Origin of the sequence: Streptomyces sp. NPDC046881, assembly GCF_040645015.1 — a bacterium.
Classification (GTDB): Bacteria; Actinomycetota; Actinomycetes; order Streptomycetales; family Streptomycetaceae; genus Streptomyces.
On the sequence record NZ_JBEYXJ010000132.1, the window covers coordinates 1 to 20,551 of the forward strand.

At 71.6% G+C, this 20,551-nt stretch carries 17 protein-coding genes; 6 read left to right on the forward strand and 11 right to left on the reverse strand.

Annotation, left to right across the window (positions count from 1 at the left end; genetic code table 11):
* The first annotated feature begins 276 nt into the window (after window positions 1-276).
* The 4 genes from ABZ923_RS36605 to ABZ923_RS36620 all read left to right on the forward strand — a co-directional run bounded on the left by ABZ923_RS36605 (window position 277) and on the right by ABZ923_RS36620 (window position 5,330).
* Entirely contained in the window at window positions 277-1,050 is a 774-nt protein-coding gene (locus tag ABZ923_RS36605) for an isoprenyl transferase (RefSeq protein WP_361481106.1), read from the forward strand.
* 347 nt (window positions 1,051-1,397) lie between these two features.
* A complete protein-coding gene (locus tag ABZ923_RS36610) occupies window positions 1,398-2,723 on the forward strand; it encodes a PhoH family protein (RefSeq protein ID WP_361481109.1) in 1,326 nt (441 codons plus the stop codon).
* A gap of 380 nt (window positions 2,724-3,103) precedes the next feature.
* Window positions 3,104-3,832 carry a transglycosylase SLT domain-containing protein gene (locus tag ABZ923_RS36615; protein WP_361481112.1) on the forward strand — a complete coding sequence of 243 codons (729 nt, stop codon included), beginning with the start codon at window positions 3,104-3,106 and terminating at the stop codon, window positions 3,830-3,832.
* 151 nt (window positions 3,833-3,983) lie between these two features.
* Entirely contained in the window at window positions 3,984-5,330 is a 1,347-nt protein-coding gene (locus tag ABZ923_RS36620; protein ID WP_361481115.1) for an AI-2E family transporter, read from the forward strand.
* A gap of 24 nt (window positions 5,331-5,354) precedes the next feature.
* Here ABZ923_RS36620 and ABZ923_RS36625 read toward each other — a convergent pair whose 3' ends face one another.
* Both ABZ923_RS36625 and ABZ923_RS36630 read right to left on the reverse strand, forming a co-directional pair.
* Entirely contained in the window at window positions 5,355-5,888 is a 534-nt protein-coding gene (locus ABZ923_RS36625) for an alkyl hydroperoxide reductase (protein WP_014674689.1), read from the reverse strand.
* Between the two features lie 3 nt (window positions 5,889-5,891).
* Window positions 5,892-6,446: a peroxiredoxin gene (locus tag ABZ923_RS36630; protein ID WP_030655541.1), complete on the reverse strand. Its 555-nt coding sequence runs from the start codon at window positions 6,444-6,446 to the stop codon at window positions 5,892-5,894.
* Window positions 6,447-6,584: 138 nt separating this feature from the next.
* On the opposite strand from ABZ923_RS36630, the gene ABZ923_RS36635 reads away from it, so the two are divergent.
* Window positions 6,585-7,532: a LysR substrate-binding domain-containing protein gene (locus ABZ923_RS36635; protein WP_361481144.1), complete on the forward strand. Its 948-nt coding sequence runs from the start codon at window positions 6,585-6,587 to the stop codon at window positions 7,530-7,532.
* Window positions 7,533-8,005: 473 nt separating this feature from the next.
* Here ABZ923_RS36635 and ABZ923_RS36640 read toward each other — a convergent pair whose 3' ends face one another.
* The 6 genes from ABZ923_RS36640 to ABZ923_RS36665 all read right to left on the reverse strand — a co-directional run bounded on the left by ABZ923_RS36640 (window position 8,006) and on the right by ABZ923_RS36665 (window position 13,161).
* Complete coding sequence (locus tag ABZ923_RS36640; protein WP_361481118.1) at window positions 8,006-8,377, reverse strand: hypothetical protein; 372 nt, start codon at window positions 8,375-8,377, stop codon at window positions 8,006-8,008.
* A gap of 2 nt (window positions 8,378-8,379) precedes the next feature.
* Window positions 8,380-10,719 carry an FtsX-like permease family protein gene (locus tag ABZ923_RS36645; protein ID WP_361481120.1) on the reverse strand — a complete coding sequence of 780 codons (2,340 nt, stop codon included), beginning with the start codon at window positions 10,717-10,719 and terminating at the stop codon, window positions 8,380-8,382.
* Complete coding sequence (locus ABZ923_RS36650; RefSeq protein WP_361481123.1) at window positions 10,716-11,405, reverse strand: ABC transporter ATP-binding protein; 690 nt, start codon at window positions 11,403-11,405, stop codon at window positions 10,716-10,718. The genes ABZ923_RS36645 and ABZ923_RS36650 overlap by 4 nt, the downstream gene beginning before the upstream one ends.
* Complete coding sequence (locus tag ABZ923_RS36655) at window positions 11,402-11,926, reverse strand: PadR family transcriptional regulator (protein WP_361481126.1); 525 nt, start codon at window positions 11,924-11,926, stop codon at window positions 11,402-11,404. Before ABZ923_RS36655 ends, ABZ923_RS36650 begins: the two co-directional genes overlap by 4 nt.
* A gap of 93 nt (window positions 11,927-12,019) precedes the next feature.
* A complete protein-coding gene (locus tag ABZ923_RS36660) occupies window positions 12,020-12,253 on the reverse strand; it encodes a hypothetical protein (protein WP_358639251.1) in 234 nt (77 codons plus the stop codon).
* Window positions 12,250-13,161, reverse strand: coding sequence for an SPFH domain-containing protein (locus tag ABZ923_RS36665; RefSeq protein ID WP_361481129.1), 912 nt, complete (start codon window positions 13,159-13,161; stop codon window positions 12,250-12,252). The genes ABZ923_RS36660 and ABZ923_RS36665 overlap by 4 nt, the downstream gene beginning before the upstream one ends.
* 215 nt (window positions 13,162-13,376) lie before the next feature.
* Here ABZ923_RS36665 and ABZ923_RS36670 point away from each other — a divergent pair, with 215 nt between their 5' ends.
* Window positions 13,377-15,716 (forward strand): transglycosylase domain-containing protein, encoded by a 2,340-nt coding sequence (locus tag ABZ923_RS36670; protein ID WP_361481132.1) that lies wholly within the window; start codon window positions 13,377-13,379, stop codon window positions 15,714-15,716.
* 105 nt (window positions 15,717-15,821) lie between these two features.
* On the opposite strand, the gene ABZ923_RS36675 is transcribed toward ABZ923_RS36670, so the two are convergent.
* The 3 genes from ABZ923_RS36675 to ABZ923_RS36685 form a co-directional block, all read right to left on the reverse strand.
* Window positions 15,822-17,927, reverse strand: coding sequence for a SpoIIE family protein phosphatase (locus ABZ923_RS36675; protein WP_361481135.1), 2,106 nt, complete (start codon window positions 17,925-17,927; stop codon window positions 15,822-15,824).
* A 262-nt stretch (window positions 17,928-18,189) separates the two neighbouring features.
* Window positions 18,190-18,879: a DUF402 domain-containing protein gene (locus tag ABZ923_RS36680; RefSeq protein WP_361481138.1), complete on the reverse strand. Its 690-nt coding sequence runs from the start codon at window positions 18,877-18,879 to the stop codon at window positions 18,190-18,192.
* 83 nt (window positions 18,880-18,962) lie between these two features.
* Window positions 18,963-20,348, reverse strand: coding sequence for a class II fumarate hydratase (locus ABZ923_RS36685; protein ID WP_361481141.1), 1,386 nt, complete (start codon window positions 20,346-20,348; stop codon window positions 18,963-18,965).
* Window positions 20,349-20,551 lie beyond the last annotated feature (203 nt).

Consider the following 20,551-nt stretch of genomic DNA (forward strand, 5'->3'; position numbering starts at 1 on the left):
GCTCGGGCCGGTGCGTCTCCCCCCCTCGGACCGGCCCGTTTTTTGTGGGCGTGGTCCGCGGCCGGCCCGGCACCCGGCCGCGCGGACACGACCGGAGGCCACGCGTCGGGACGCGTCGGCACCGGCCCGGACCGGCCCGTACGAACCGGCCTGGCCCGCCCCGGTCCCGGCGCCGCCCGCGCCCCGCGAAAACCCCGCGCCGGAACCAAGTCCCGAACAGCGGTAGGCTCAACGGCTCCGGCACCCCTACCCCGCGCCCAACCCCCGGAGGGTCACGTGAACCTGCGCGACAAGCTGCGCGGCCTGCTCGTCAGGCTCTACGCACGCCGGGTGGAAGGTCACCTGGACCACGCTCAGGTGCCCAAGCACATCGGCGTCATCATGGACGGCAACCGCCGCTGGGCGAAGGCGTCCGGCTCCAGCACCGTCCACGGGCACCGGGCCGGTGCCGAGAAGATCGAGGAGTTCCTCGGCTGGTGCAGCGAGACCGACGTCGAGGTCGTCACCCTGTGGCTGCTGTCCACCGACAACTTCGACCGGCCGCAGGAGGAACTCGTCCCCCTGCTCGGCATCATCGAGGACGTCGTGCGCACCCTCGCCGCCGACGGCCGCTGGCGGGTGCACCACGTCGGCACGCTCGACCTGCTGCCCGCGCAGATGCAGACGGCGCTGAAGGAGGCCCAGGAGGCCACCGCCCACATCGACGGGATAACCGTCAACGTGGCCATCGGCTACGGCGGCCGGCAGGAGATCGCCGACGCCGTGCGCTCCATGCTGCTCGACGCGCACGACAAGGGCGTGGCGATGGAGGACCTCGCCGAGTCCGTCGACATCGACATGATCGGCCGTCACCTCTACACCGGGGCCCAGCCCGACCCGGACCTGGTGATCCGCACCAGCGGCGAACAGCGGTTGTCCGGATTCATGCTCTGGCAGACCGCTCACTCGGAGTACTACTTCTGCGAGGTCTTCTGGCCGGCGTTCCGGAAGGTCGACTTCCTGCGTGCGCTGCGCGACTACGCCGCACGTCACCGCCGCTACGGCGGCTGACCCGCCCGCCCCGCCCCGTCGCCGCCCGGTGACGGGGCGTTGCGTTTACCCCGCTCGGCGGGGATGTAACGAGGAGTTCACCGGCGCGCTGTTGGCCGCATTTGCATGGCGGCGCATGTTCGAGGGCATAAGCCAAACAGGTCGACACCCGATCCACGGGCGTCGGATCTCAGCGGGCGGCACGGGGCCGTCCGCCCGGGAGGCCCTTTGCACCAGCCCGACTGTGCGGTCACAGCACGGAAGCAGCCGCGAGGGGCCGGTTCGCGGCCCGTCGTGCGCGGGGGCCAGACACCGGTCCAGGATCACTTCGTCGCTCCCCGACCTCATCCGAGGGGGTACGTCCTTCCGTGGTGACCAGCACAAAGCGCCATCTGCCAGACCGGCGCACGTATGTTCTCGACACCAGCGTCCTGCTGGCCGACCCGAACGCCCTGACCCGCTTCGACGAGCACGAGGTCGTGCTCCCCATCGTGGTGGTCACGGAACTGGAGGCCAAGCGGCACCATCCCGAACTCGGCTACTTCGCCCGGCAGGCCCTGCGCCTGCTCGACGACTACCGGGTCCGGTACGGCCGTCTCGACGCCCCCATCCCGATCGGGGACCTCGGCGGCACGATCCGTGTCGAGCTCAACCACTCGGACCCCAGCGTGCTGCCCACCGGCTACCGCCTGGGGGACAACGACTCCCGCATCCTCGCGGTGGCCCGCAACCTGCAGGCCGAGGGGTTCGACGTCACCGTCGTGTCGAAGGACCTGCCGCTCAGGATCAAGGCGTCCTCGGTCGGCCTCCTCGCCGAGGAGTACCGGGCCGAACTCGCCATCACGGAGAACTCCGGCTGGACCGGGATGACCGAACTCACCCTGCCGGGCGAGCAGGTGGACATCCTCTTCGAGGAAGGACACGTGTACGTCCCGGAGGCGGCCGACCTGCCGGTGCACACGGGGCTGACCCTCCAGTCCGAGCGCGGCAAGGCGCTCGGCCGGGTCACCGCCGAGGGCAACGTCCGGCTGGTGCGCGGCGACCGGGAGGCGTTCGGCATCAAGGGCCGCAGCGCCGAGCAGCGCATCGCGCTCGACCTGCTGCTCGACCCGGACGTAGGCATCGTCTCGATGGGCGGCCGGGCCGGCACCGGCAAGTCGGCGCTGGCGCTGTGCGCGGGCCTGGAGGCGGTCCTGGAGCGCCGCCAGCACCAGAAGGTGATGGTCTTCCGGCCGCTGTACGCCGTCGGCGGGCAGGAGCTGGGCTATCTGCCGGGCACCGAGGCGGAGAAGATGAGCCCGTGGGCGCAGGCCGTCTTCGACACGCTCTCGGCGGTCACCAGCCGCGAGGTCATCGAGGAGGTCACCGCGCGCGGGATGCTGGAGGTGCTCCCGCTCACCCACATCCGCGGGCGCTCGCTGCACGACGCGTTCGTGATCGTGGACGAGGCGCAGTCCCTGGAGAAGAACGTGCTGCTGACCGTTCTGTCCCGGATCGGCGCCAACTCGCGGGTCGTTCTGACCCATGACGTGGCACAGCGGGACAATCTGCGTGTGGGCCGCTACGACGGGGTGGTTGCCGTCGTGGAGAAGCTGAAGGGGCACCCCCTCTTCGCGCACGTCACGCTGACGCGGTCCGAGAGGTCCCAGATTGCCGCCCTTGTGACCGAAATGCTGGAGGACGGCCACATCTGACAGGGGCTGACGGCGACGGGCGCCGTCCGGCAAAGGTCAAGAGCCTAGCCGGGCGGCGCCTTCGTGCGTGGGGCTTTCCTGAAATCCCCGGGGACAAACGGGATGTGAGCTTTCACACGCAACACAGAATTGCCACGCGGCGTCGGGTTACGGCAGAGTCTCACTCCTGTCAGGCCCCGCATACGACACACCTGTACCCCCAGCGGTACAGCACCACCCAGGCACCACCAACTCCATAGAGTTCGTCGTATGCCGCCCGAGCACCACGCGGCGCTCCCTTCCGGGGAGTTGCCCACCGGGCCCGCGCCTCCCGTGACCCCGCAGTTGGGAGGCCAGTGTCAGGGGCACGATTGCGTCCGCCAGGGTCACCGAAGCGGGCGATGCTGGAAGGAAACCGTGTGAGCCGGATTTCGGTCCGGGGATTCGCAGTGGCCTCGGCCACCGCGGTCACCGCTGTCGGAAGCGTCGTCGGCGTTGCCTCGGGCAGCACCGCGCAGACCAACGACGCCGAGGCTACGGCAGCCGACACCACGCTCCTCGCGGACATACCCGCGGGTCAGCAGGCGCAGGTGCAGGCCGCTTCCCTGACGCAGCAGGCCGACGCCCAGGCCATCGCCGCGGACGTGAGCGCCAAGAAGGACGCCGAGGAAGCCGCCCGCAAGGCAGCCGCCGAGACGGCGATCGCCAAGAAGGAGGCCGCCGAGGAGGCGGCCGCCAAGGCCGCCAAGGAGGCCAAGGAGCGCGCCGAGGCGAAGACCGCGGCCAGCCGTGGCACCGACGTCCGCGACTCCTCCAGCTTCCCGACCCAGAGCAGCTACACCGTGGCGCAGATCCAGGCGATGGCGCGTCAGATGGTGGCCGGCGGCCAGTACCAGTGCTTCAGCAACATCGTGGACCACGAGTCCAGCTGGAACTACCGTGCGGTGAACGCCTCCTCCGGTGCCTACGGCCTCTTCCAGGCCCTGCCCGGCTCCAAGATGGCCTCCGCCGGCGCCGACTGGCAGACCAACCCGGCCACGCAGATCAAGTGGGGCCTCAACTACATGAACAGCCGCTACGGCAGCCCGTGTGAAGCCTGGTCCTTCTGGCAGGCCAACCACTGGTACTAGGAGTCCCGCCGGATCCGGTCGGCCCCTCTCAACCTCGCGCAGCCCCTCCCCGTCCTCAGGGGAGGGGCTTTCGCCCTGTACGGTCGTATCCGAACGGCTCCCGGGGGGAGTGATGGCGAGCACCCGGGGACGCGGGGGAAGAGGACGGATCATGTCGCGAGTGCCAGGGTGGCTCGGCCGGCTGGGAGCCGGTCTCACCGAGATGAGCGAGCGCCTCGACGAGCGCCGCGCCGAGGTGGAGAAGGACGAGACCGACCACCCCGACCACGCCCGGCGCGGCGAGCGCGCCGAGCACGGTGAACCGGCGGCCCCCGCCGACGCAGCCGCTCCCGCCGACGCCGCCCCGCCCGTCCGCCGGCCCGCGCCGCCGTCCGGCCGCCGCCCCGACCCGGCCGAGGCCGTGCCCTGGGGGGTCCGGGTCGCCGCCGAGGCCGGCTGGCGGCTGCTGGTGCTGGCCGGCACCGTCTGGGTGCTGATGCGGGTCATCACCGCCGTGCAGCTGGTGGTGTTCGCCTTCGTCATCGCGCTGCTGGTGACCGCGCTGCTCCAGCCGACGGTCGCCCGGCTCACCCGGCGCGGGGTGCCGCGCGGCCCGGCCACCGCGCTCACCGCCATCTCCGGCTTCGTCGTCATCGGCCTGATGGGCTGGTTCGTGACCTGGCAGGTCATGGAGAACATCGACACGCTCTCCAGCCAGATCCAGTCCGGCATCGACGATCTGCGCGACTGGCTGCTGAAGAGCCCCTTCCACGTCACCGACAAGCAGATCAACCAGATCGCCAAGAACCTCCGCGAGGCGATCGGCGCCAACACCGACCAGATCACCTCCGCGGGCCTGGAGGGCGTTCAGGTCATCATCGAGGCGCTCACCGGCATCCTGCTGGTGTTCTTCTCCACGCTCTTCCTGCTCTACGACGGCAAGCGGATCTGGGAGTGGTTCCTGAAGCTGGTGCCCGCGGCCGCCCGCCCGGGCGTGGCCGGCGCCGGCCCGCGCGCCTGGCGCACCCTGACCGCCTACGTCCGCGGCACGGTCCTGGTCGCCCTCATCGACGCCATCTTCATCGGCATCGGCATCTACTTCCTGGACGTGCCGATGGCCGTACCGCTGGCCGTCTTCATCTTCCTGTTCTCGTTCATCCCGCTGGTCGGCGCGGTCGCCTCCGGCGCGCTGGCAGTGATCGTGGCCCTCGTGACCCAGGGCGTCTTCACCGCCGTCATGACCCTCGTCGTGGTCCTGGCGGTCCAGCAGATCGAGGGGCACGTCCTGCAGCCGTTCATCCTCGGCCGCGCGGTCCGCGTCCACCCGCTGGCGGTCGTGCTGACGGTGGCCGCCGGCGGCATGGTGGCCGGCATCGGCGGCGCGGTGGTGGCCGTACCGCTGGTGGCGGTGACGAACACGGTGGTCGGGTACCTGCGGCAGTATTCGCAGGAGCACCAGGGGCACGGCTCGGCCGAGGCCCTGGGGGAGAACGCGGAAGACCCCGCCCACCAGGGGTGAGCGGGGTCCTCGGCAGCGGGTGGCCTACTCGGCCAGGACCGCCTCGGCGTCCAGCGTGACGCCGACCGCCTGCACCACGGAAGCGATCTTGAATGCTTCCTGGACGGTCTCGCGCTCCACGCCCGCCTTGCGCAGCACCTGCTCGTGCGAGTCCAGGCACATGCCGCAGCCGTTGATGGCGGAGACCGCGAACGACCACAGCTCGAAGTCGACCTTCTCCACGCCCGGGTTGCCGATGACGTTCATCCGCAGGCCCGCGCGCAGGGTGCCGTACTCGTGGTCGGACAGCAGGTGCCGGGTGCGGTAGAAGACGTTGTTCATCGCCATGATGGCGGCGGCCGACTTGGCGGCCTGGTACGCCTCCGGCGAGAGGTTCGCCTTCGCCTCCGGCTCCAGCTCACGCAGCACGATCGGGGAACGGGAGGCGATGGCGGTCGCCAGCACCGTGCCCCACAGCTGCTGCGCCGGCAGCTCCGAGTTGCCGATGACCGAGCCCAGGTTGAGCTTCAGGTCCTTGGCGTAGTCCGGGATCCGGGACTTCAGGGAGTCGAGCGACACGGGTCACTCACCAGCCAGCAGCGCGACCGGGTCGAGGGTCTGCTCGCCCTTGGTCCAGTTGCAGGGGCACAGCTCGTCGGTCTGCAGGGCGTCCAGGACCCGCAGGACCTCCTTGGGGTTACGGCCCACGGAACCGGCGGTGACCATCGTGAACTGGATCTCGCGGTTCGGGTCGACGATGAAGACGGCGCGCTGCGCGAAGCCGTCCTCGCCCTCGATGCCGAGGTCGCGCATCAGCTCGTGCTTGGAGTCCGCCATCATCGGGAACGGCAGGTCGGTCAGGTCCGGGTGGTCCTTGCGCCAGGCGTGGTGGACGAACTCGGAGTCACCGGAGAAGCCGAGGATCTGGGCGTCGCGGTCGGCGAACTCGTCGTTCAGCTTCCCGAACGCGGCGATCTCGGTCGGGCACACGAACGTGAAGTCCTTGGGCCAGGCGAAGACCACGAGCCACTTGCCCTCGTAGGACTTGTGGTGGATCTGCTCGAACTCCTTGCCCTTCTCCAGCGAGACGCAGGCGGTCAGTTCGAACTCGGGGAACTTGTCACCGACAGTGAGCACACGCTCTCCTTGCAGCGAAGAAACTTCCCTTTTGGGGCGTTTCCCATGGGTTGGACGTTGTTGATGTTGGCACAGGGCGCATTGATTAGGGAAATAGCTACACTCGGTCATGTTGATCGGAGGTGGCTATCAGTGAGTATGGGCAACGGCAAGCGGAGACAGCCGAGCCTGGCGCAGCTGCGGGCGTTCGCCGCCGTGGCCGAGCACCTGCACTTCCGGGACGCGGCCGCGGCCATCGGGATGAGCCAGCCCGCCCTGTCGGGTGCCGTCTCGGCCCTGGAGGAGACCCTCGGCGTGACCCTCCTCGAGCGTACGACCCGCAAGGTGCTGCTCTCGCCCGCGGGGGAGCGGCTCGCCGTGCGCGCCAAGGCGGTGCTGGACGCGGTGGGCGCGCTGCTGGAGGAGGCCGAGGCGGTCCGGGCGCCGTTCACGGGCGTCCTGCGCCTCGGGGTGATTCCCACCGTGGCGCCGTACCTGCTGCCGGCCGTGCTGCGGCTGGTGCACGAGCGCTACCCGGACCTCGACCTCCAGGTGCACGAGGAGCAGACCGCCAACCTGATCGACGGCCTGAACTCCGGCCGACTCGACCTGCTGTTGCTGGCCGTACCGCTCGGCGTGCCCGGGGTCGTCGAACTCCCGCTGTTCGACGAGGACTTCGTGCTCGTCACCCCGCTCGACCACTGGCTCGGCGGCCGGGAGGGCATCCCGCGCGAGGCGCTGAAGGAGCTGAACCTGCTGCTCCTGGACGAGGGCCACTGCCTGCGCGACCAGGCCCTGGACATCTGCCGGGAGGCTGGCCGCGAGGACGCGCCGGTCACCACCACGGCCGCCGGACTGTCCACGCTGGTCCAGCTGGTGGCCGGCGGCCTCGGCTGCACCCTGCTGCCGCGCACCGCGCTGAAACTGGAGACTGCCCGCAGCAGCCAGCTGCTGACCGGCTACTTCGCCGAGCCTGCCCCGACCCGCCGGGTCGCCTTCGCCATGCGCGCGGGCGCGGCGCGCTCCGCGGAGTACGAAGAGTTGGCAGGGGCGTTGCGGGAGGCGTTGCGCGCGCTGCCGGTACGGGTGCTGGACGAGGACGCGTGAGACACCCGGCCGGTACCTCGGACGGGTGTCTCGGCGTGCAGGCCGCCTGTTTGTCTCGCGCGCCGGTTCCGGGGGTCCGGGCCGGTGAGGTGAGTCGGCGGCGGCTGCTCTCGGTGCGGGGGCCGGGCATTCACGCGTGAGTCGGTTGCGCGGACCGGGTCCCGCGCGCAGGTTTCCTGCCCGTTCTGCGGGTGACGGCGGTGGTCGCTGCCGGGCGGGTGCGGGCAAGGGCGTGTGAGACACCCGGCCGGTACCTCGGACGGGTGTCTCGGCGCGCAGGCCGCCTGTTCGTCTCTCGCGCGCCGGTTCCGGGTGTCCGGGCCGGTGAGGTGAGTCGGCGGCGGCTGCTCTCGGTGCGGGGGCCGGGCATTCACGCGTGAGTCGGTTGCGCGGACCGGGTCCCGCGCGCAGGTTTCCTGCCCGTCCTGGGGGTGACGGCGGTGATCGCTGCCGGGGCGGGTGTGGGCGGTCGGTCAGGCGGCCGGTCGTCCGGGCGGGGGCCCGGTGAGGTCGGTGCGGGCCACGGCCAGGCCCACGCAGATCACCTGTTCCTCGCTCGCGCGCCAGGCCCAGGCGTCCGGGGCGGCGAGCACGTCCGGCACGTCCGCCGCGGCCACCGGGTGGGCGTCCGGGAGGTACGCCCAGCCCGCGGCCCGGACGAGCCGGACCAGGCCGGCCCGGTGCCAGTGCGCGACGAGCGGGGCGAAGCGCGGGACGTGCCGCCGCCACTCCGCCTCGTCCTCACCGTCCGTCCAGTCGGCCAGGAGGGCCCACAGGGGTGAGCCCTCCACGGCGTTGACGAGCAGGCAGTACTCGTCGTCCGCCCAGGTCACCGCGGCCTCCATTCCTACTCCGTGCGCAGCCCGTCCGGCCGCATCAGCCGGATCAGCGGTGGCAGGCTCAGCAGGGTGACCGCGGCGACCACCGCCGCGCCGGCGCCGGCCATGGACAGCACGCTCGCCCAGTCGACGCTCACCGCGGTGTCCGTCATCTTCAGCAGCACCGCCCCGAGGGTCAGGCCCACCACGGAGGCCAGCAGCAGTCCCAGCGCGATCGGTACCGCCGTCTGCCACAGCACCGACAGGCCCAGTGTGCGGCGCCGGGTGCCGAAGGCGAGCAGGGACGACAGCAGCTTGCGCCGCTCGCGCAACTGCTCCAGCTGGGAGACCAGCAGGCTCGCCCCGATCAGCGCCAGCACACAGACCGCGCCGATGAACAGGCCGGTGCGCAGGGAGGTGTACCGGTTGGACTGCTCGGTGGCCGCCCAGGTCCACGGGTAGGCGAGGGGATCGACACGGGCGGCGGTGGTGCGCACGTACTCCTGGGCGTCCGGTACCGACTCGTCCAGGCGCAGGAAGACCTGGCCGTGCAGCACGGGGACGGCCTTCGCGGGCAGGGCCGAGGGGGTGACCAGCAGGCCGGTCGGGTCGCTCTGCAGCGAGTCCTTGCGCACGGGGGCCGTGGGGACCCTGGCCGGCAGCGTCCAGCGGATCTCCCGGCCGCGCACCTCGCCCTCGGTGGGGTCGATCCACAGCCGCGTGCCCGGCCGCATGAGGGGCCGGATCCCGCCCATGTACTCGGGGTCGTAGCCCGGGTTGTCCAGGGCGAACACGTCGCCGTCGCGGCAGGAGGGCAGATGGGCGATCTCCCGGAGCGCGGCACAGTCGCCGACGGTGAAGCCGGCCGTGACCTCGGGGTCCCGGCGCTTGGCACCGGCCTGCGCGCTGGACAGCGTCACCGACGTGCGTACGCCCTTGGTCCGGGCGAACTCCGTGCGGGCGGTGTCCAGTCGGCCGTGGTCGGACAGGTTGACCTCCATCTGGGCCCGGCCGGGGTCCTTCCCGGTCTCCCTGGTGTACTGGCTCTCCACGCCCGCGAACAGCATCTGCAGCGCGATCGCGCCGGCCACCGCCACCGCGATGCCGTTGACCATGCGGGCGGCCGTGCCACTGCTCAGCTGCAACCGGCGTACCGCCAGCTGCCAGGAGACCGAGCCGCCGCCGAGCCGGCCGACGACCGCTTCCACGAGCCACGGCAGCAGCGCGGTCACACCGACCAGGATCAGGAGCACGCCTCCGATGACCAGGTACTCGTTGAAGTCGCCGTTCTCGCGGCCGTTGCCGATCATCGGGTACAGCATCGCCAGGCCCGCCAGCGGCAGCAGCAGGCGCCACCACAGGCGCCGCCGGGCCTGCTTGGCCGTGCGCACCACACCGAGGGGCTCGACCACCACCCCGCGCATGGCGAGCAGCGTCACCAGCACGGCGGATGCCGGAACCGCCACCGCGACCAGCGCGGCCAGTGTCGGGGAGGGGTCCAGATAGCTCGGGAAGAAGCTCTCGCCCATGACCTCGGCGGAGCCCGCCACCTGGCGTCCGATCAGGAAGAACACCGTACCGACGACCAGTCCGAGCAGCGCCCCGGCCAGCGCCTCGCCGGCCGCGATCCGCCGGGTCATCCGGCTGTCGGAGCCCACCAGCCGCAGCGCGGCCAGCCGGCGGTCGCGCCGCTCGCCGCCGAACCGCACGGCCGCGGCGATGAACACGGCGACCGGCATCAGCAGCACCACGAACACGACCAGCGTCATCATGATGAGCACCGGGTCGGCCTTCTCCGGCGTCGGATCGGGATTGCCGAACTCCTTCAGCCGGTCGACCCGCGTGCCGCCCGAGTGCGGCACGAGACCGTCGGCGCCCGCGTAGTAGGCGAGTTCCTGCGAGCCGATCAGCCCGCTGTCACCGATGCTGCCGGTGATCCGGTAGGGGATCCGCTCGCGCAGCAGCTTCGCCCCGTCCGAGTCGAGCAGCCTCTTCAACGCGGGCGAGACCACCATCTCGCCCTTCGCCGGGAAGCGGCCGACGCCGGGCGGCAGCGGGGCCTTCGCCCCCTCCGGCTCCAGCAGCCGGCCGCGGATGCCCTTGCCGTGCCACGACGTGTCGGTGACCGCGACCAGCACGGTGTCGTCCGCCTTGGCGACGGTCCAGGCGGCCGAGTAGTCCTGGCGGGCGTCCTCCACCCGGTTCCGGGCGGCCAGGATGTTGGGCAGCGCCGTCGTCAGCAGCAGCAGCGCCACGCCCAGGCCGACGCCGACCGCCGTCAGCAGCATCCGGACCCAGCCCTCGCGTCCGCCGGTGAAGGCGAACCGGACGCCCAGACCCAGGTCCCTGCTCCACTGCCGCACGTTCATATGGCCCGCTCCATGTCCCGGGACCTGCCGTCGCGTACGACGATCTCCCGGTCGGAGTAGGCGGCCACCCGGGCCTCGTGCGTGACCAGCACGACGGCCGCGTTGGTGGAGCGCGCCGCGTCGGTCAGCAGCTCCATCACCCGCTCGCCGTTGAGGGAGTCGAGCGCGCCGGTCGGCTCGTCGGCGAAGATCACCCGGGGCTCGGTGACCAGCGCCCGCGCCACCGCGACCCGCTGGCCCTGGCCGCCGGAGACCTCGCCGGGCCGTTTGCCCCCGAGGTCGTCCACCTCCAGCCGCTCCATCCAGGCCAGCGCGGCCCGCTCGGCCTCCTTGCGGGGGCGGCCGTTCAGCCGGAGCGGCAGCGCCACGTTCTCGACGCAGGTCAGTTCCGGGACCAGTTGGCCGAACTGGAAGACGAAGCCGAACTCGCTGCGGCGCAGCGCGCTGCGCTCGGCGTCGCTCATGCCGGCCAGCTCCCGGCCCGCGTAGACGATGGAGCCGGAGTCGGGCGGCACGATGCCGGCGAGGCAGTGCAGCAGCGTCGACTTGCCGGAACCGGAGGGGCCCATCACGGCGACGACCTCGCCGGGGTGGATGGAGAAGCCGGCGCCGTCGAGGGCGACCGTGGGGCCGTAGGACTTGCGCAGGTTCTCGGCGGTGAGCAGGGAGCCGGGCGGAGGGGTCATCGGGCCACCTCCGCACGGAGCTTGTCGAGGCGCGCGGCCGTCAGTTCCAGCCAGCGCAGGTCCGCCTCCAGGTGGAACAGGGCGTGGTCGCAGATCAGCTGGTCCGCGAGGTCGCCCTTGCGCTTGCGGTCGGTCAGGATGCGCATGCTGCGCAGGTGCTCGGCCCGCTGGACGTCGAGGATGTCGGCCGCGTCGCGGTGGGTGAGGAGGGCGAGGACGACCTTCGTGTAGAGGGTCGACTGGAGGTACTCCTCGGGCTTCTCCGGGGTGGCGAGCCAGCGTTCGACGTCGGTGATGCCGGCGTCGGTGATGGCGTACCGCTTGCGCTCGGGGCCGCCGCCGGCCTCGATGCCGTCGACTTCCACGAGACCGTGCTTCAGCAGCCGCGACATCGTGGAGTAGACCTGGCCGTAGTGCAGTGGCCGGTCGTGACCGAACTTCTCGTCGAAGGCCCGCTTGAGGTCGTAGCCGTGGCGCGGGCCGGACTCCAGGAGTCCCAGAAGGGTGTGACCGATGGACATGGCAGCACTCTACACACGGTGTATACGCGGTGTGTATACGCGCCGTGCAGGGGCCATGGCAGTGGGTGCGGCCCCGCAGGTGGGGGCCGATTGTCACGGTTCCGACACAGGCGGCCGGCCGCGCCGCGGCAGCGGGCCGGTGTCCTTCGGCAGCCGCCCCGCCTCCGCCAGCGCCTTGCGCAGCAGGAACTCGATCTGGGCGTTCGCCGACCGCAGCTCGTCCCCGGCCCACCGCGCCAGCGCCTCGTACACCGACGGGTCCAGCCGCAGCAGCACCTGCTTGCGCTGCTGCGGCCGGCGCCCGGGGGTGTTGGCGGGGTCCGTCACTGGTAGAGGGTCCCGGTGTTGAGGACCGGCTGCGGCGCCCGGTCCCCGCACAGCACCACCATCAGGTTCGACACCATCGCCGCCTTCCGCTCGTCGTCCAGGTCCACGATGTCCGCTTCCGCGATCCGGGCCAGCGCCGCCTCGACCATCCCCACGGCACCGTCCACGATCTGCCGCCGGGCCGCGACGACCGCGCCCGCCTGCTGCCGCTGGAGCATCGCCGAGGCGATCTCGGGAGCGTACGCGAGATGCGTGAAGCGCGACTCGACGATCTGCACGCCGGCCGCCTCCACCCGCACCTGCAGCTCGACGGCCAGCTTCTCGGTGATCTCCTCGGCGTTGCCGCGCAGCGACAGGCCGTCCTCGTCATGGGCGTCGTACGGGTACTCGATCGCGATGTGCCGCACGGCCGTCTCGGTCTGCGTGGCGACGAACTCGGCGAAGTCGTCCACCTCGAAGGTGGCCTGCGCGGTGTCCTGGACCTTCCACACCACGACCGCGGCCAGCTCGATGGGGTTGCCGTAGGCGTCGTTGACCTTCAGTACGGCCGTCTCGTGGTTGCGCACCCGGGTGGAGATCCGGGTCCGCGAGGTGAAGGGGTTCACCCAGCGCAGGCCGTCCTGCCGGATCGTGCCCCGGTAGCGCCCGAAGAGCTGGACGACCCGGGCCTCGCCCGGCGCGACCGTGTTCAGGCCGCGCATCCCGATGAGGGACGCGAGCAGGACGACCACGCCCGCGAGGATGAGCCCGCCCTCGGCGCCGGAGGAGGGTGCCGCCCCGGAGGCCGCGAACAGCGCGATCGCGGCGCCGAGCCCGATGAGGCCGAGCAGCAGGGCGAGCCCGCCGCCGATGCTGTGGGCGGTGAACTCGCGCACCCGTGGGGCAGGCATCTCGGGTATGTCGGACATGGGTGTTCCCCCGTTCTCGTAACGCCTAGCTCTGTTCTAGCTAAGTGATATCACTTTAACGTGCCGAGCAACCCTGCACCAGGGAAAGCCGTCGGTTCCGGTGGGGCGGGTGCTGATTGTCACGTCCGTAAAAGAACGGATCGGACGCCCTTTGTCATATAGAGGGGTGTTAGCTTTCGGAGCTGACCCCGAGACGGAAGCGAGCGTAGGGACCCATGGGACGAGCGGAAGAGAGACGAGCGCGACAGCGCGGTGGCCGCCGCGCAGCGCCCAGGCGCCGCCGCCCCCTCCCCGCCGAGACGGGCAGCCCCGCTGCGGCCGCCACGCCCGCCGCGGCCGGCAAGCCCGCCAAGAGCCTCATACGCCGGATCTTCGGCTGGAAGAAGATCCTCGGCACCTTCTTCGGGGTGTGCCTGCTGGGCATCCTGGGCTTCATCGGCCTCTACCTCTACGTGGACGTCCCCGAGGGCAACGCCGCCGCCCGGCAGCAGAGCAACGTCTACAAGTTCAGTGACGGAACGATCCTGGCCCGCAAGGGCGAGGTCAACCGCGAGATCGTCGACCTGTCCAAGGTGCCCCGCCCGGTCCAGCTGACCTTCGTCGCGGCGGAGAACAAGAGCTTCTACCACGACTCCGGCGTCGACTTCCGCGGCACCGCCCGCGGCCTGATCAACACGCTGTCCGGCAAGGGCAAGCAGGGTGGCTCCACGATCACCCAGCAGTACGTCAAGAACTACTACCTGAACCAGGACCAGACCGTCACGCGCAAGCTGAAGGAACTGGTCATCTCGCTCAAGGTGGACCGCGAGAAGTCCAAGGACGACATCCTCGCCGGCTACATCAACACCAGCTACTACGGCCGCAACGCCTACGGCATCCAGGCCGCCGCCCAGGCCTACTACCACGTGGACGCCCAGGACCTCAGCGTCGCCCAGGGCGCCTACCTCGCCGCCCTGCTGCAGGCCCCCAGCCAGTACGACTGGGCCGTCGCCACCAAGACCGGCAAGCGGCTGGTCCGGGAGCGCTGGAACTACGTCCTGGACAACATGGTCGAGGAGGGCTGGCTCTCCAAGGCCAAGCGGGACGAGCAGCGCTTCCCCTACCCCAAGGAGCCCAAGGGAGCCCCCGGCCTCGGCGGGCAGAAGGGCTACCTGGTCGAACTCGCCAACCAGCAGCTGGAACAGCAGCTCATGACGCAGGAGGGCCTGACCCCCTCCCAGGCGGAGAACGCGGTCGTCGACAAGGGCTGGACCATCACCCTCAACATCGACCGCAAGAAGCAGTCCGCGCTGGAGCGGGCCGTCAAGACCGAGCTGACCAGCAAGCTGGACCCGAAGAAGCGCAAGGTCGACGGCGACATCCAGGCCGGTGCCGTCTCCGTCGACCCCAGGACGGGCAGGATCGTCGCGCTCTACGGCGGCCAGGACTACTACAAGCACTACTTCGACAACGCCACCCGCCGGGACTACCAGCCCGCCTCGACGTTCAAGCCGGTGATCCTCGCCGCCGCCCTGGAGCAGAACGCCACCACCCAGGACGGCAAGCCGATCACCGCGAACACCGTCTACGACGGCACCAGCCGCCGCCAGGTGCTGGACCACGGCTCCCCGGTCGGCTTCGCCCCGCCGAACGAGGACGACGTCGACTACGACAAGATCACCGTGCAGCAGGCCATGAACAAGTCCGTCAACTCCGTCTTCGCGCAGATGGGCGTGGACGTGGGCATGAACAACGTGATGGGCACGGCGGGCAAACTCGGCATGGACACCAAGGGCATGCAGGCGGTGCCCGCCCAGACCCTCGGCTCGATGGGCGCCAGCCCCCTGGAGATGGCCGGGATCTACGCCACCTTCGCCAACCACGGCTACAAGGTGACCCCGACGATCATCAAGTCGGCCGAGAACAAGGCCCGCTCGGTGGAGATGCCGAACCCGGTCGGCGGCTCCGTGATCAGCCGCACCGCCGCCGACACGGTCACCTCGGTGCTCACCGGCGTGGTCGACGACGGTACGGCCCAGGAGTCGGTGGCGGGCAACCCGCTGCGCGACGGCCAGCAGGTCGCGGGCAAGACCGGCACCTCCGACGAGAACAAGTCGGCCTGGTTCACCGGCTACACGCCGACCCTGGTCACCTCCGTGGGACTGTTCGGCGAGGACCCGAAGACCAAGGCCCACGTGTCCATGAAGGGCGCGACCGGCCTGCTCAAGCCCCCGGGCCGGATCAACGGCGGCGGCTACCCGGCGAAGATCTGGGCCGCGTACACCTTCGGCGTCACGAGCAACGCGACGTTCGACCTGAACACCACGCAGGGCGCGGCCGTCGCGCCCGTCGAGACGCCGACCTGGACGCACACGCCCACGCAGACGCCGTCCCGGACGCCGACCAGCGAGCCGCCGACGTCCCAGTCGCCGTCCCGGACGCCGTCGCAGACGCCGTCCCGCACCCCGAGCCAGACGCCGCCCACGCAGACGCCGCCGACCCAGACCCCGACGAGCCGGCCGCCGACGCCCACGCTCACCCCGGAGGACCCGCTCGACCCGCAGGACGACCAGTAGGACGACCCGCAGGACGACCAGTGGGACGACCCGCAGGACGACCAGTGGGCACAGCCGGAAGGGCGCCCGGTGCACCCGGGGCGCCCTTCGCGTGCCGTCCGCGGATCAGCCGCGGTTCAGCTCGAACCACACCACCTTGCCGGTGCTCAACCGGGTCGCGCCCCAGCGCCGGGCCAGCCTGTTGACCAGGTACAGGCCGCGCCCGCCCTCGTCCGTGGCCCGCGCCTGCCGCAGGCGCGGCAGCTGCGGCACGTCGTCGCCGACCTCGCAGCGCAGCACGTCCGTGCGCAGCAGCCGCAGCGTCACCGGCCGCGACGCGTACCGTACGGCGTTCGTCACGACCTCGCTGACCAGCAGCTCCACCGAGTCCGTCAGCTCCTCCAGGTCCCAGCGGGCGAGCGCCCGCCGGGCCAGCCGGCGGGCCTGGCCCGGGGCGGAGTCCTCCGGCTCCAGCGTCCAGTAGGCGACATCGCTCGGCGCGATCCCGTCGAACCGGGCCGCGAGCAGCGCGATGTCGTCGTCCCGGTCGCCCGGGCCGAGCATGTCCAGCACCTCGTCGCACAGCGCTTCCAGCGGCGGCGGATGGTCGGGGCCGGTCAGCTGCGCGGTCGCGGCCAGCTTCTCCCGCAGCTGCTCTATGCCGGTCCACACGTCCCGCAGCCGGGACTCCACCAGACCGTCGGTGTACAGCAGCAGGGTGCCCCCGGCGGGCGCGTCCAGCTCCACCGCCTCGAAGTCCACCCCGCCGACGCCGATCGGCGCGCCCGGCGGCACCCGCAGCACCTCGGCCCGGCCGCCCAGGTGCAGCAGGACGGGCGGCGGATGGCCGGCGTTGGCGATCGTGATGCGGTGCGTCACCGGGTCGTAGACGGCGTACAGGCAGGTCGCCATGCGGTCGGTGCCCAGGCGCTGCGCCTGCTCGTCCAGGTGGTGCAGCACCTCCTGCGGCGGCAGGTCGAGCCCCGCCAGGGTCTGCGCGGTCGTACGCAGCTGGCCCATGATGGCCGCCGAGGTCATCGAGTGGCCCATCACGTCGCCGACGACCAGCGCGACCCGGCTGCCGGGCAGCGGGATCGCGTCGTACCAGTCGCCGCCCACCCGCGCGGTCTCCGCCGCCGGCAGATAGCGCGACGCCAGCCGGACCCCGGTCGGGCGGGGCAGCGTCTCGGGCAGCATGGTGCGCTGCAGCTCGTCGGCGATGTACGCCTCCCGGCCGTACAGCACCGCCTTGTCGATGCCCAGCGCGCTGTGCGTGGCCAGCTGAGCGGCCACCAGCAGATCGTCCGCCTCGAAGGCGAGCCGGTCCGGACGGCGCAGGAACAGGGCCGCGCCGATCACCCGGCGCCGGCCGCGCAGCGGAGCGAGGATCGCGTGCTGCCCTCCCGGTACGACCGCCTCGCCGCCCTCGCCGAGCAGCTCCGGCAGCGCGGCCCGGGCGGCGGGCGCGCCGGCGAACACCGGCCGCACCCCGCGCAGCACCTCGTTCAGCGCGCCGCCCGGCCGCACCTCGCACAGCTCGGTGGTCAGCGACGACAGGTCCGCCAGCACGGACGGCTCCGGATCCGGGTCGAACGCCGGCGGCAGCAGCACCCCGTCGGTGTCCCGCTCCTGAGGTATCCGGTCGGTACGGCGCAGCCGCAGCACCACCGGACCGCTGGGCCGCTCGTCGCCGACCGGCAGCGGCTCGCGCAGATAGACGAGGATCGCGTCGGAGAACGTCGGCACGGTGGCCCGGCACAGCCCCATCACGATCTCGTCCAGGTCGAGCCCGCGGGCGATCCGCCGGGTGGCCGCGCCCACGAACCGGAGCCGGTCCCCGTCCCGCCGCATGGGCATCGGCCGCCCCGGCGGCAGTCCCCGCCCGGTACGGCGCTCCTCACCGCCCGGCGTCCGCTCCTGCTCGGCGCCGGGCTGGGCCGGGATGGTCTCCGGCGCCGGGCGCGGGCGGTGGGCACCGGGTTCGGTGGTGGCGGGCTGGGAGTGCTCGGGGCCGTTGACTGGGAGCTCCTTCCCCTTGCCGTCCGTTCCCTGGCCGCAGGGCGTGGCCGTGCCCGGGCCGGAAGGCGGTCCGTCGGCCCGGGTCTGCGCGGGTAAGGCCGGGTTGCCGAGGTGCTGCGCGGGCTGCTCCGGGGCACGCAGGAGTGCCCCGCGGCCCTCCGCGGGGTCGACGCCCGGCTGGGGGCGTTCGAAGGAGGTGGGCTGCTCCGTCACGCGTGTCGCATCCATCCGTCCGGGGCTGTGCGCCGGGTGTACCGGGCGCACAGTTGGTCCCGCCGAAATGCCGATACCCGCAATACGTGCCCCGGGAACGGATTTCCTGCGGGGCCGGCCTTCCTGGTGGTGCCCTGGTACCCCTCGCTCACGTCCTGCCGCCCCTCGGTGACGATCGGTCAAGCCCGGCTCATGCTCCGGTAGTTAAGCGCCCTTGCGGAGGACGATCCTACGTTTCTTGCCTGGGGGCGCATCAAGGGTCTCATGAGGACAGATGCGCGGGAGTACGGTGCCAGTCCTCGGGGAGAGAAGGTACCGCCCAGGACGGGTCCGGGCGCCAGCGCTGCCAGCCGTCCGCGAACGGCGAACCCCACGAGCGGATCACCTCCACCGCCTCCCGTCCGGCCGCCCGCACCCGCTCGGCGGTCGCCGCGTCCATCAGCCCGTCCCGCTGGGCCTGCGCGAACTCGTCCTCGTCCCGCCAGTGCCAGGTCCGGTCGGGGTGCACCGAGATGTCCAGGAAGTGGTCCTCGGAGTCCACCCCGCCCGCCCAACGGGCCAGCGGCCGCTCCAGGTTGACGTACCAGTTCTTGAACCGCCAGCCCGGCTCCCAGAACAGCCACACCGACCAGGGCCGGCCGGGCTCGGCCACCTTCAGCACGCCCGTGCCGAACCAGCGGTCCCGCTGGACCGTGCGCGGCTTGGTGTACCGGGACTCCAGCGGTTCCAGGTGCACGGGCGTGCCGTCGGCCAGGACCGGCTTCACGCACTCGGTGCCGGGGGCGAGCCACACCGCCAGCAGCTCCGCGTCGTCACGTACGACGGTGACCGGCCGGGCGATGTGGAAGTGCTCGCCGCCGTTCTCCCGGTAGCGCCACAGGATGTGCGTCCCGGGGGTCCAGTACGTCCCGGCTCCCGCCGTCACTCGTGTCACCGTTCCGTCGTCCGTCATGGACAGATATTAGGTGCCACGGGCATACGACGCTGCGGCGCGCGTCACCCGGTGCGCAGCTGGCCGGAAAGGTTCGCTCACGGTCACGGACGCGTCATCCGCAGGACGTCCAGCGCCGCGTCGAGCTGTTCCAGCGTCAGGTCGCCGCGCTCCACGTACCCGCTCTCCAGGACGACTTCGCGGATCGTCTTGCGCTCGGCGAGGGACTTCTTCGCCACCTTCGCGGCCTCCTCGTAGCCGATGTACTTGTTCAGCGGGGTCACCACGGACGGCGACGACTCGGCGTACTCGCGGGCGCGTTCGCGGTCGGCGGTGATGCCGTCGACCGTGCGGTCGGCCAGCAGCCGCGAGACGTTGGCGAGCAGCCGGACCGACTCCAGGACGTTCTTGGCGATGACCGGGAGCATGACGTTCAGTTCGAAGTTGCCGGCGGCGCCCGCGGTGGCGATGGTGGCGTCGTTGCCGATCACCTGGGCGGCGACCATCAGCACGGCCTCCGGCACCACCGGGTTGACCTTTCCCGGCATGATCGAGGAGCCGGGCTGGAGGTCGGGCAGCCGGATCTCGGCGAGGCCGGTGCGCGGACCGGAGGACATCCAGCGCAGATCGTTGGCGATCTTCGTCAGGCCGACCGCGATGGTCCGCAGCTGCCCGCTGGTCTCCACGACGCCGTCCCGGGCGCCCTGCGCCTCGAAGTGGTCGCGGGCCTCGGTGAACGGCAGCCCGGTGACCCGGGCGACCTCCTCGATGACGGCGGCGGAGAACCCGGGCGGGGTGTTGATGCCGGTGCCGACCGCCGTGCCGCCCAACGGCAGTTCGGCGAGGCGCGGCAGGGAGGCCCTGAGGCGCTCGACGCCGTACCGCACCTGGGCCGCGTACCCGCCGAACTCCTGGCCGAGCGTCACCGGGGTGGCGTCCATCAGGTGCGTCCGGCCCGACTTCACCACGTCCGCGAACTCCTCGGACTTGCGCTCCAGGGACGCGGCGAGGTGCTCCAGGGCCGGGATCAGGTCGCGGGTGACGGCGGCGGTGGCCGCGATGTGGATCGAGGACGGGAAGACGTCGTTCGACGACTGCGAGGCGTTGACGTGGTCGTTGGGGTGCACGTCCCGGCCGAGCCGCTCGCTCGCGAGCGTGGCGACGACCTCGTTGGTGTTCATGTTGGACGAGGTGCCGGAGCCGGTCTGGAACACGTCCACCGGGAAGTGCTCGTCCCACTTGCCCGCCGCGACCTCGCCGGCCGCCTCCTGGATCGCCTCCGCCACGTCCTTGTCCAGCACGCCCAGCTCGGCGTTGACCTTCGCCGCCGCCGCCTTGATGCGGGCCAGCGCCTCGATGTGGGCCCGCTCGATGCGCTGCCCGGAGATGGGGAAGTTCTCCACGGCACGCTGCGTCTGGGCCCGCCACTTGGCCTCCGCGGGGACCCGTACCTCACCCATGGAGTCGTGCTCGATCCGGTATTCGCTCATACCCGTATAGCGATCGGGGAGCCGACGATGTTCCGGGCCTTGGTCCACCCGGGGGGTGCGACCCTTCCGGGACGCCCGGACGGGGGGGCCCCCCGGGGGCGCGGGGGGGGGGGGCGGCCCGGGGGGGGCCCCCCCCCGAGGTGGGGTTGGGTTTCGGGGGGGCCCCGGGGCCGCGGGGGGCGGGGCCGACCCCCGAGCCGCGC